This window comes from Candidatus Krumholzibacteriia bacterium (genome assembly GCA_030748535.1).
Taxonomy (GTDB): Bacteria; Krumholzibacteriota; Krumholzibacteriia; order JACNKJ01; family JACNKJ01; genus JASMLU01.
This window is the reverse complement of record JASMLU010000005.1, coordinates 78,354-87,228: the sequence shown is the minus strand read 5'-3', so window position 1 is coordinate 87,228 and position 8,875 is coordinate 78,354. Positions and strand designations below refer to the sequence as shown.

The following is an 8,875-nucleotide window of genomic DNA, read 5'->3' as shown; positions in this document are numbered from 1 at the left end:
TGTGGGTCTTCTTCTTCGCGGCGTAGAGAAGAAGGATCTGGAGCGCGGGATGGTTCTCGCAGCTCCGGGCAGTGTGACCCCTCACACGAAGTTTACCTGCGAGGTTTATGTACTGACGAAGGAAGAAGGCGGTCGTCACACTCCTTTCTTTAATGGTTACCGTCCCCAGTTCTACTTCCGTACGACGGATGTGACGGGTGTGGCGGATCTTCCCGAGGGCACGGAGATGGTCATGCCCGGGGACAATGTGAAACTGACGGTAGAGTTGATCACTCCGATCGCGATGGAAGAGAACCTTCGTTTCGCGATTCGTGAGGGTGGCCGCACGGTGGGCGCCGGAGTGGTTACCGAGATTTCTGAATAGCAAACGGTCGGGTAAGCGACCGTCGACCGGCGAGCAGGCACCCTGCCGAGGGTGAAGCTGGAGTAGCCGACTGACAGGAGAAAAGAATGTACAAGGGACAGAAGATCAAGATCAGGCTCCAGGCCTACGAGAGTGCGACTCTCGACAGCTCGGCGCGTCAGATCGTGGAAACGGCCAAGCGGACGGGTGCCGAAATCTCGGGACCCATCCCCCTGCCTACGCGCAGGTGCCTTTACACGGTGCTTCGCTCTCCTCATGTGAACAAGAAGAGCCGCGAGCAGTTTGAGATGCGTACTCACAAGAGACTGATCGAAATCACCAAGTCCTCGCCCCAGACCCTTGAAGCTCTATCCAAGCTGGACCTTCCGGCCGGCGTGGACATCGAGATCAAGGCTTAGGGCTTCTTCCCGTGAGAGGGTTTTGATATGGCAAATGCAGCACTGTATGACGAAAGCGGCAAGAGCAAGGGAAGCGTGGATCTCCCGGTCGAGATTTTCGGCCAGGAAGTCAACGAGCACCTGCTCTATGAGTCGGTTCGCAATTACCTGGCGAATCAGCGCTCGGGAACGGCCCACACCAAGGACCGTTCCGAGGTCGAAGGCTCAACCAGAAAGCTCTTTCGCCAGAAGGGAACGGGTCGCGCCCGTGCAGGGTCGGTCAAGAGTCCGATTCGTCGTGGTGGAGGAACCGCCTTCGGTCCCAAGACCCGGGACTTTCGTTACAAGTTGCCTGTGAAGGCTCGTCGCCGGGCTCTCTACTCTGCCCTGAGCGACCGTGCCTCTGAAGAGAGCATTCTGGTCATCGACGGACTGGCCATGGAGGAGCCGAAGACTTCCCGCTTTGTGGAGCTTCTGGCGGCCATGGGTTTGCAGGATCGTAAGGTCCTTCTGGTTCTCGATGAATATGAACCCAATGTTTGCAAGTCCGCCCGGAACATTCGCAACCTCGATTTTATCGTGGGACGCGAGTTGAACGCCTATCAGGTGCTCTGGGCTGACAAGGTTGTCATGACCTCCTCCGCGTTGGAGCAGGTTCAGGAGGTGTTCGGATCGTGAAGGATCTTCACAGGATTGTACGCCGCGTCCTCCAGACCGAGAAGAGCTCCCAGCTGATAGCTGAGAACAAGTATGTCTTTGAGGTGGATTCCCGGGCTGGAAAGCCGGAGGTGAAGAAAGCCGTCGAGACACTCTTCGGAGTTACGGTTGAGGAAGTTCGCACGATGAATGTCCGTGGAAAGGTCAAGCGTATGGGTCGTTTCAGTGGAAAGCGTCCCGACTGGAAGAAAGCCGTGGTCACTCTGGCCGAGGGCAATACCATCGACCTTGTGGGCGAGATCTAGGATCGCGGAGGAGAACGGAAATGGGAATCAAGAAGTTCAGACCGCTGACTCCGAGCCAACGCTACCGGACGGTTTCCGATTTTGCGGAGATCACGACGGACAAGCCGGAAAAGTCGCTGATGGAACCGATCAAGCGCACCGGTGGACGGAATAACAAGGGTCGGATCACAGCCAGGCATCGTGGGGGCGGACACAAGCGCCAGTACCGTCGGATTGACTTTCGTCGTCGCGACAAGGCCGGGATTCCGGCTGAGGTGAAGACCGTCGAGTACGATCCCAATCGCTCGGCTCGAATCGCCCTCCTGCAGTATGCGGACGGAGAGAAGCGCTACATTATTGCGCCCCACGGCATCAAGGTCGGCGACAAGCTGATGAGCGGCCCGGAGGCGGAGATTCGCACGGGGAATGCAATTCCCTTGAAGAGTATTCCCCTGGGAACTCTGGTTCACAACATTGAGCTGAAAATCGGCAGGGGCGGGCAGTTGGCTCGCGGAGCCGGTTCCTACGCTCAGTTGATGGCCAAGGACGGGAATTATGCTCACATGAAACTGCCCAGCGGAGAAGTTCGTCTGGTGCACATTGAGTGTTATGCGACGCTTGGCCAGGTTGGCAATCTCGATCACGAGAATGTGGTTTCCGGTAAGGCCGGACGCAGCCGCTGGCTTGGTCGTCGCCCCAAGGTTCGTGGTGTTGCCATGAACCCGGTGGATCACCCCATGGGTGGTGGAGAAGGTAAGTCATCGGGCGGTCGCCACCCGGTTTCCCCCTGGGGGCAGCCGGCCAAGGGCTTCCGCACTCGCAGAAACCGGTCGACGGGCAAGTTTATCGTTCGTCGCCGTTACGGCAAGTAAACAGGAGGAAGGGCATTGTCTCGTTCCCTCAAAAAGGGTCCCTACATTGATGAGAGGCTTCTTGCGAAGCTCGAGGGCATGAACACTTCCGGCAGCAAGACCGTCGTTAAGACCTGGTCTCGCCGGTGTACGATCTCGCCTGAGTTTGTGGGGCATACAGTTGCGATTCATAACGGGAACAAATTCATCCCCGTTTATGTCACGGAAAACATGGTGGGTCACAAGCTGGGTGAATTTGCCCCGACCCGCACCTTCCGGGGACACCGGAGAAAAATAGACTAGTTCAGGGCGCGGCGCGTTCCGCGGATCCGGAGGTTCGATTCATGGCTGCGAAAGCCTGTGTAAAATACGTTCGCATCTCTCCCTCGAAGGCCCGTCAGGTGATCAACCTGGTGAGGGGCCAGAATGTCATCGAGGCCATTGAGATGCTGAAGCACATGAACAAGAAGGCGGCTCGCCCCGTCAGGAAGTTGCTTCAGGCTGCTGCAGCCAACGCTGTTCATCTTTCCGACGAGGAGAATCCTGTGGATGTGGATTCCCTTGTGGTTTCTGATATTTACGCGAATGAGGGGCCCACGATGAAGCGTCTCCGCGAAAGAGCGCTGGGACGGGCCAATGTGATTCGCAAACGCACAACTCACCTGCACGTGGAAGTCTCTTAGTTAAGGAGGACCGTTTTGGGTCAGAAGACTCACCCGACAGGTTTCAGGCTCGGAATCATCAGGACCTGGAATTCCCGCTGGTTCGGGGGCAAGCAATATGCGGACTGGCTGAACGAGGACATCTCGATTCGCCGTTTCATTGAGCGTCGCCTCGCGCGCGCCGGAATCGCCGGTGTTGATATCGAGCGCCAAAAGGGCAAGGTCATTGTGAATATCAACACGGCCCGCCCCGGCATGGTCATTGGCCGCAAGGGTGCGGAAGTGGATCTTCTCAGGGATCAGCTCAAGCACCTTACCGGCAAAGATGTGAAACTGAACATCAAGGAAGTGAAGAAGCCGGAAATGGATGCCCGCCTGGTCGCCGAGCACATCGCCAATCAGTTGGTCAACCGGATCAACTTCAAGCGAGCCATGAAAAAGTCGCTGACTTCGGCCATCCGTATGGGCGCCAAGGGAATCAAGATCCAGTGTTCCGGTCGCCTCAACGGCGCAGAGATTGCCCGGACCGAGCACTACCATGAGGGAGAGGTTCCTCTTCACACCCTTCGTGCGAACATCGACTACAACACGGCCACTGCTGTGACGACCTTTGGAACCGTTGGCGTGAAGGTCTGGATCAACCACGGAGAGATCTTCCCCAAGGAATTCAGGAAGCTCCAGGGCAAACAGGTACAGGAGGCCCTCTAGATCATGTTGATGCCAAAGAGAGTCAAGCGCCGTAAGGTTCAGAAGGGTAAGCGTCGGGGTTTCGCCTATCGCGGTTCCACGATCTCCTTCGGACGTTTTGCCATGCAGAGCCAGGAGGCCTGCTGGATCACGAGTCGTCAGATTGAGGCGGCGCGTGTTGCGATTACCCGCTACATGAAACGTAGCGGAAAGCTCTGGATCCGGATTTTCCCGGACAAGCCCATTACCATCAAGCCCGCGGAAACCCGCATGGGGAAGGGTAAGGGAAATCCCGAGTATTGGGTTGCTGTCGTCAAGCCCGGCCGAATCCTCTTTGAGGTTGAAGGCGTGGATGAAGAGACGGCCAAGGAAGCCATGCGCCTGGGAGCTGCCAAGCTGCCGGCGAAAGTCAAGTTTCTGAGTCGATAGAAGGAGAGGCCATGAAGGCAAGTGACTTGAGAGACCTCAACCTTCACGAGTTGGAGGACAAGGAAAAGGAACTGACGGAGGAACTCTTCAAACTGAAGATCCGCCATTCTCTGAACCAGCTCGACAACCCGATCGAGATTCGCCACAAGCGTCGTCACCTCGCAAGAGTGAAGACTCTCGTGTCCGAAACACGCTCGAAACAGGCCTAGTGAATTGAGGACAGGAGAAAAGATGGAAGAAATGAGCCGGAATCTCCGGAAGACCCTCCTGGGCACCGTCGTGAGCGACAAGATGGATAAGTCTGTGGTGGTTGCGGTCGAACGCCGCATCCCCCATCCGCGCTACAAGCGCTATTACAAGCAGACGACCCGTGTGATCGCGCACGATGCCGAGAATACCTGCAATGCGGGGGACACCGTTCGCGTGATGTCCACCCGTCCCACAAGCAAGACCAAGCGCTGGCGTGTTTCTGAAATCGTCAAGCGTGCGGATTAGGGAACAGGGGTGTTGAGATGATTCAGCAGGAAAGCATGCTTGTGATCGCGGACAACTCGGGTGCGAAAAAGGCCCAGTGCATCAAGGTCCTTGGTGGCACTCGCAGGAAGTACGCCTCGCTCGGTGACGTTGTTACGGTTGCAGTCAAGCAGGCGCTTCCCAATGGAACCGTGAAGAAGGGCGAGGTCGCCCGGGCGGTTGTTGTGAGGACTCGCAAGGAAGTCCGCAGGAAGGACGGAACCTACATTCGTTTCGACCAGAACGCGGCCGTGATTATCAACCCGCAGAACGAGCCCGTAGGTACGCGTATCTTCGGTCCCGTTGCTCGCGAGCTGCGAGAGAAACGTTTCATGAAGATCGTTTCCCTCGCGCCCGAAGTACTTTGAGAGGTGAATCGTGAAGATCGCCAAGAATGACATTGTTGAAGTGACCAGCGGCGCCAACAAGGGCCGCAAGGGCAGGGTTCTGAAGGTTCACCCCGGGGACAATCGGGTGACGGTGGAGGGCGTGAACCTCCAGAAGCGTCATCAGAAGCCCCGGAGCCAGCAGGATCCCGGCGGAATTATCGAGAAAGAGGGGCCAATTCACGCCTCGAACGTGAAACTGGTCGAAAAGGGCACGAGGCCATAGGAAGGAAATCATGGCAAGGCTCAGAGGATTTTACAAAGAGAATGTTTTCCCGGCGATGAAGGACAAGTTCTCCTATGGGAACCCCATGAAGGTTCCTCGCGTGGTGAAGATTGTCGTGAACATGGGGCTGGGTGAGGGAAGCCGGAACAGTTCGATTCTGGAAGCGGCTACCAAGGACCTGGCGACCATCACCGGTCAGAAGCCGAAGATCACGAAGGCCCGAATCTCCGTTGCGAACTTCAAGCTTCGTGCGGGAATGGATGTGGGCAGCAAGGTGACTCTTCGCGGCAATCAGATGTGGGAATTCATGGACCGTCTGGTCAATGTGGCTCTTCCCCGTGTCCGCGACTTCCGCGGCGTGTCGGAAAAGGGCTTCGATGGCCGCGGTAACTACAACCTCGGCATCAAGGAGCAGATCATCTTTCCGGAAATCGACTATGACAAGATTAGTCGGATTCAGGGAATGGATGTCAGCATCGTAACGACGGCCGAGACTGACGAGGAAGCGATGGAGTTGCTTCGTCTCCTGAACATGCCGTTCAGGCGCAACTAGTCGCAGAAAGAGGTATTGCGTGGCCAAGAAATGTCTGATCGCCAAGCAGAGCCGCAAGCCGAAGTTCAAGGTTCGCGAGTATTCCCGGTGCCGCCGTTGCGGTCGGCCCCGCGGCTATATTCGCAAGTTCGGTATTTGCAGGATTTGCTTCCGTGAATTGGCCCTCCGCGGGGAAATCCCCGGAGTTGTGAAGGCCAGCTGGTAAATGGACCCGATGATTTTTGGATCGACACAAGGGGTAGATTAAATGTCGATGACCGATCCGATTGCAGATCTGCTGACAAGAATCCGGAACGCTTCTCGCGCGCGACACAATCGCGTCGAGATCCCGGCTTCCCGTGTTAAAGGCGAGATCGTGAGAATTCTGAAAGACCAGGGCTATGTTAACGACGTCAAACTCGTGGACGACATGCGCCAGGGGCTCCTCCGTGTGTACCTGAAGTATGACATGGAGAACAATTCCGCGATTGAAGGACTTTCCCGGGTCAGCAAACCAGGATGTAGAGTCTATGTGAAGCGTGACGAGATTCCCAAGGTGATGGGCGGCTATGGAATAACCGTCCTGTCGACCAGCAGGGGAATCCTCACCGGTACAGAGGCTCGCGAACAAGGTGTTGGTGGAGAACTTCTCTGCCAGGTTTGGTAGGGGGAATAATGTCTCGAGTAGGACTATTGCCGATCCCATTGCCCCAGGGCGTGCAGATCGACATCAATGAAGACGGACTGCTTACGGTGAAAGGGCCCAAGGGCGAGCTTTCCCGCGAGATCAATCCCGAAATGGCCCTGACCGTCGGCGAGACCGAGATTACCGTGGCTCGCCCCTCGGACAGCAAGCTGCACAAGAGTCAGCACGGTCTGGCGCGTGCGCTGGTGGCCAATATGGTGGAGGGTGTTTCCACTGGCTTCTCCAAGGAGCTGGAAATCGAGGGCGTGGGCTACCGCGCCGAATTGAAGGGCAAGAACCTTCAGTTGGCACTCGGCTTCTCGCATCCTGTGATCGTGGAGCCTTTTGAGGGAATCACTTTTGAGGTTTCCGCACCCACGCAGATCAAGGTCTCTGGCTACGACAAGGAAAAGGTCGGCCAGATGGCCGCGAACATCCGGGGCTGGCGCCCTCCGGAGCCCTACAAGGGCAAGGGTGTTCGCTACAAGGGAGAACACATCATCCGTAAGGCGGGTAAAGCCGCCGCGAAGGAATAGGGAGCAAGCATGGCGATCAAGCCCAGTAACCGCAAAGCTCAAAGGGCACGGCGTCACAAGAGGATTCGCAAGCATCTGTCGGGAACGGAAGCCCGTCCCCGACTCGCAGTCTATCGTAGCCTGTCCAACATATATGCACAGGTCATTGATGATGATGCACGGACGACTCTTGCCAGCGCAAACAGCCTCAAGCTGGAGTTTTCTCCAGCAGAGGGCGAGGGTCGCAAGGTGGCCCAGGCCCGTGCAGTTGGACGTGTCATTGCAGAGAAAGCGATGGCTAGGGGAGTCACCGAAGTGGCCTTTGACCGTGGAGGCTTTCTTTTCCATGGCCGCGTGAAAGCGCTGGCCGATGCCGCCCGCGAAGCGGGACTCAAGTTCTAGAGCAACAGGGGGAAGATTTGTTCACAGGAGATGGCAGAGGAAACCGGCCCGGCGGCAATCGCCCGGGTGGAAATCGTCCTGGCGGAAATCGCCCTGGAGGCGACCGCAGAGGTGGACGCGGACGCCGTGACCGCCAGCAGGCCGAAGAAGAGCGCTCGAACCTGATCGAGAAGCTGGTCTATATCAATCGTGTCGCCAATGTGAAAAAGGGAGGTAAGAACTTCCAGTTCACCGCCCTGATGGCCGTTGGAGATGGAAACGGGACCGTGGGCACCGGACTGGGCAAGGCCCGGGAAATTGCCGATGCTATTCGCAAGGGCACCGAGGCCGCTCGCCGCAATATGGTGAAGGTCAACCGCTTCCAGGGAAGAACAGTTGCCTACCGCGTGGTGGGACGCCATGGCGCCGGCCGAGTCCTTCTCAAACCCGCCGCTCCCGGTGCCGGAGTGATCGCCGGTGGGCCGGTTCGTGCGGTCCTGGAGGCAGTCGGGATTTCCGACATTCTGACGAAGTCTCTCGGTTCGAACAATCCCCACAACATGGTTCGTGCAACCATGAAGGGCCTCCAGAGTCTCCAGACTTCTGAAGAGGTTGCCAAGCGTCGCGGGATTTCGATCCGCAAGATGTATGGCCTCAAGGAAGGGGACGAGTAATGGCGGGCAGGCTGAAGATTACGCAGGTCCGTTCCCTGATCGGCTACAAGGTGAAGGCAAAGAGGACCGTCGAGGCTCTCGGTCTCAAGCGGATGCATCACACCGTGATCCACGATGACACGCCCCAGATCCGGGGGATGGCCTTCAAGGTTCGTCACATCGTGAAGGTCGAGGAAGTGGAGGAATAGGAAAATGAAGCTCAATGAATTGAAGCCGGCTCCCGGAGCGACTCATTCGACCAAGCGTCTTGGGCGTGGTCGTGCGAGCGGAACGGGCAAGACTTCTGGCCGCGGGCACGGGGGCTACGGGTCTCGCTCCGGTTCCAAGAAGCGCGCCTGGTTCGAGGGTGGGCAGATGCCGATCCAGCGACGAGTGCCGAAGCGCGGGTTCACGAACATTTTCCGCGTGGAATTCCAGATTGTCAATGTCAGCCAGCTGGCAAGGCTTTCCGAGGACATCACGGAAGTGAATCCCGATGTCCTTTTCGCAAATGGAATGGTCAGCAAGCGAAACCAGCCCGTGAAACTTCTTGGGGAGGGTACTGTCGAGCGCTCTTTCCAGATTCATGTGGATAAATGCAGTGCCAAGGCCCGGGAGCTGATTGAATCGGCGGGCGGATCCGTTACGACGGTCGAGGGTTAGAGGAGGAGAT

21 protein-coding genes are annotated in these 8,875 nt (G+C 57.2%); all 21 read left to right on the top strand.

Going from position 1 to position 8,875, the window contains the following annotated elements; genetic code table 11:
• On the top strand, positions 1–364 hold a 364-nt coding region (gene tuf, locus QGH30_06970), incomplete at its 5' end, for an elongation factor Tu (GenBank protein ID MDP7022075.1).
• Between the two features lie 86 nt (positions 365–450).
• Positions 451–762, top strand: coding sequence for a 30S ribosomal protein S10 (gene rpsJ, locus QGH30_06965; GenBank protein ID MDP7022074.1), 312 nt, complete (start codon positions 451–453; stop codon positions 760–762).
• 27 nt (positions 763–789) lie between these two features.
• Entirely contained in the window at positions 790–1,419 is a 630-nt protein-coding gene (gene rplD, locus QGH30_06960; GenBank protein MDP7022073.1) for a 50S ribosomal protein L4, read from the top strand.
• Positions 1,416–1,703: a 50S ribosomal protein L23 gene (gene rplW, locus QGH30_06955; protein MDP7022072.1), complete on the top strand. Its 288-nt coding sequence runs from the start codon at positions 1,416–1,418 to the stop codon at positions 1,701–1,703. The genes rplD and rplW overlap by 4 nt, the downstream gene beginning before the upstream one ends.
• Before the next feature lie 20 nt (positions 1,704–1,723).
• Positions 1,724–2,554 (top strand): 50S ribosomal protein L2, encoded by an 831-nt coding sequence (gene rplB / locus QGH30_06950; GenBank protein ID MDP7022071.1) that lies wholly within the window; start codon positions 1,724–1,726, stop codon positions 2,552–2,554.
• 15 nt (positions 2,555–2,569) lie between these two features.
• Entirely contained in the window at positions 2,570–2,836 is a 267-nt protein-coding gene (rpsS, locus tag QGH30_06945; GenBank protein ID MDP7022070.1) for a 30S ribosomal protein S19, read from the top strand.
• Between the two features lie 41 nt (positions 2,837–2,877).
• Entirely contained in the window at positions 2,878–3,216 is a 339-nt protein-coding gene (rplV, locus tag QGH30_06940; protein ID MDP7022069.1) for a 50S ribosomal protein L22, read from the top strand.
• Between the two features lie 15 nt (positions 3,217–3,231).
• Positions 3,232–3,903 (top strand): 30S ribosomal protein S3, encoded by a 672-nt coding sequence (gene rpsC, locus QGH30_06935; protein MDP7022068.1) that lies wholly within the window; start codon positions 3,232–3,234, stop codon positions 3,901–3,903.
• Between the two features lie 3 nt (positions 3,904–3,906).
• Complete coding sequence (gene rplP, locus QGH30_06930; protein MDP7022067.1) at positions 3,907–4,311, top strand: 50S ribosomal protein L16; 405 nt, start codon at positions 3,907–3,909, stop codon at positions 4,309–4,311.
• Between the two features lie 11 nt (positions 4,312–4,322).
• The gene (rpmC, locus tag QGH30_06925; GenBank protein ID MDP7022066.1) at positions 4,323–4,520 is read left to right on the top strand and encodes a 50S ribosomal protein L29; all 198 of its coding nucleotides are present in this window, start codon (positions 4,323–4,325) and stop codon (positions 4,518–4,520) included.
• Positions 4,521–4,551: 31 nt separating this feature from the next.
• Positions 4,552–4,806: a 30S ribosomal protein S17 gene (rpsQ, locus tag QGH30_06920; GenBank protein ID MDP7022065.1), complete on the top strand. Its 255-nt coding sequence runs from the start codon at positions 4,552–4,554 to the stop codon at positions 4,804–4,806.
• A gap of 17 nt (positions 4,807–4,823) precedes the next feature.
• Entirely contained in the window at positions 4,824–5,192 is a 369-nt protein-coding gene (gene rplN, locus QGH30_06915) for a 50S ribosomal protein L14 (protein ID MDP7022064.1), read from the top strand.
• A gap of 10 nt (positions 5,193–5,202) precedes the next feature.
• Positions 5,203–5,436 carry a 50S ribosomal protein L24 gene (locus tag QGH30_06910; protein ID MDP7022063.1) on the top strand — a complete coding sequence of 78 codons (234 nt, stop codon included), beginning with the start codon at positions 5,203–5,205 and terminating at the stop codon, positions 5,434–5,436.
• Positions 5,437–5,446: 10 nt separating this feature from the next.
• Entirely contained in the window at positions 5,447–5,989 is a 543-nt protein-coding gene (gene rplE, locus QGH30_06905; protein MDP7022062.1) for a 50S ribosomal protein L5, read from the top strand.
• 19 nt (positions 5,990–6,008) lie between these two features.
• Positions 6,009–6,194 carry a type Z 30S ribosomal protein S14 gene (locus QGH30_06900; GenBank protein MDP7022061.1) on the top strand — a complete coding sequence of 62 codons (186 nt, stop codon included), beginning with the start codon at positions 6,009–6,011 and terminating at the stop codon, positions 6,192–6,194.
• A gap of 42 nt (positions 6,195–6,236) precedes the next feature.
• Positions 6,237–6,635 carry a 30S ribosomal protein S8 gene (gene rpsH, locus QGH30_06895; protein ID MDP7022060.1) on the top strand — a complete coding sequence of 133 codons (399 nt, stop codon included), beginning with the start codon at positions 6,237–6,239 and terminating at the stop codon, positions 6,633–6,635.
• A gap of 8 nt (positions 6,636–6,643) precedes the next feature.
• Positions 6,644–7,189 carry a 50S ribosomal protein L6 gene (gene rplF / locus QGH30_06890; protein ID MDP7022059.1) on the top strand — a complete coding sequence of 182 codons (546 nt, stop codon included), beginning with the start codon at positions 6,644–6,646 and terminating at the stop codon, positions 7,187–7,189.
• A 9-nt stretch (positions 7,190–7,198) separates the two neighbouring features.
• Positions 7,199–7,570 (top strand): 50S ribosomal protein L18, encoded by a 372-nt coding sequence (gene rplR / locus QGH30_06885; protein ID MDP7022058.1) that lies wholly within the window; start codon positions 7,199–7,201, stop codon positions 7,568–7,570.
• Positions 7,571–7,587: 17 nt separating this feature from the next.
• Positions 7,588–8,223 (top strand): 30S ribosomal protein S5, encoded by a 636-nt coding sequence (rpsE, locus tag QGH30_06880; protein MDP7022057.1) that lies wholly within the window; start codon positions 7,588–7,590, stop codon positions 8,221–8,223.
• A complete protein-coding gene (rpmD, locus tag QGH30_06875; GenBank protein MDP7022056.1) occupies positions 8,223–8,411 on the top strand; it encodes a 50S ribosomal protein L30 in 189 nt (62 codons plus the stop codon). Before rpsE ends, rpmD begins: the two co-directional genes overlap by 1 nt.
• A 4-nt stretch (positions 8,412–8,415) precedes the next feature.
• On the top strand, positions 8,416–8,865 hold the full coding sequence (rplO, locus tag QGH30_06870) for a 50S ribosomal protein L15 (protein ID MDP7022055.1): 450 nt from the start codon (positions 8,416–8,418) through the stop codon (positions 8,863–8,865).
• The last annotated feature ends 10 nt before the right edge of the window (positions 8,866–8,875 follow it).

What these genes read in the sequence shown, in the direction of transcription:
- rpsJ (MDP7022074.1), top strand. Translation starts at nt 451, where the DNA reads ATGTACAAGGGACAGAAGATCAAGATCAGGCTCCAGGCCTACGAGAGT.
- rplD (MDP7022073.1), top strand. Translation starts at nt 790, where the DNA reads ATGGCAAATGCAGCACTGTATGACGAAAGCGGCAAGAGCAAGGGAAGC.
- rplB (MDP7022071.1), top strand. Translation starts at nt 1,724, where the DNA reads ATGGGAATCAAGAAGTTCAGACCGCTGACTCCGAGCCAACGCTACCGG.
- rplV (MDP7022069.1), top strand. Translation starts at nt 2,878, where the DNA reads ATGGCTGCGAAAGCCTGTGTAAAATACGTTCGCATCTCTCCCTCGAAG.
- rplP (MDP7022067.1), top strand. Translation starts at nt 3,907, where the DNA reads ATGTTGATGCCAAAGAGAGTCAAGCGCCGTAAGGTTCAGAAGGGTAAG.
- rpmC (MDP7022066.1), top strand. Translation starts at nt 4,323, where the DNA reads ATGAAGGCAAGTGACTTGAGAGACCTCAACCTTCACGAGTTGGAGGAC.
- rpsQ (MDP7022065.1), top strand. Translation starts at nt 4,552, where the DNA reads ATGAGCCGGAATCTCCGGAAGACCCTCCTGGGCACCGTCGTGAGCGAC.
- rplN (MDP7022064.1), top strand. Translation starts at nt 4,824, where the DNA reads ATGATTCAGCAGGAAAGCATGCTTGTGATCGCGGACAACTCGGGTGCG.
- rplE (MDP7022062.1), top strand. Translation starts at nt 5,447, where the DNA reads ATGGCAAGGCTCAGAGGATTTTACAAAGAGAATGTTTTCCCGGCGATG.
- rpsH (MDP7022060.1), top strand. Translation starts at nt 6,237, where the DNA reads ATGTCGATGACCGATCCGATTGCAGATCTGCTGACAAGAATCCGGAAC.
- rplF (MDP7022059.1), top strand. Translation starts at nt 6,644, where the DNA reads ATGTCTCGAGTAGGACTATTGCCGATCCCATTGCCCCAGGGCGTGCAG.
- rplR (MDP7022058.1), top strand. Translation starts at nt 7,199, where the DNA reads ATGGCGATCAAGCCCAGTAACCGCAAAGCTCAAAGGGCACGGCGTCAC.
- rpmD (MDP7022056.1), top strand. Translation starts at nt 8,223, where the DNA reads ATGGCGGGCAGGCTGAAGATTACGCAGGTCCGTTCCCTGATCGGCTAC.
- rplO (MDP7022055.1), top strand. Translation starts at nt 8,416, where the DNA reads ATGAAGCTCAATGAATTGAAGCCGGCTCCCGGAGCGACTCATTCGACC.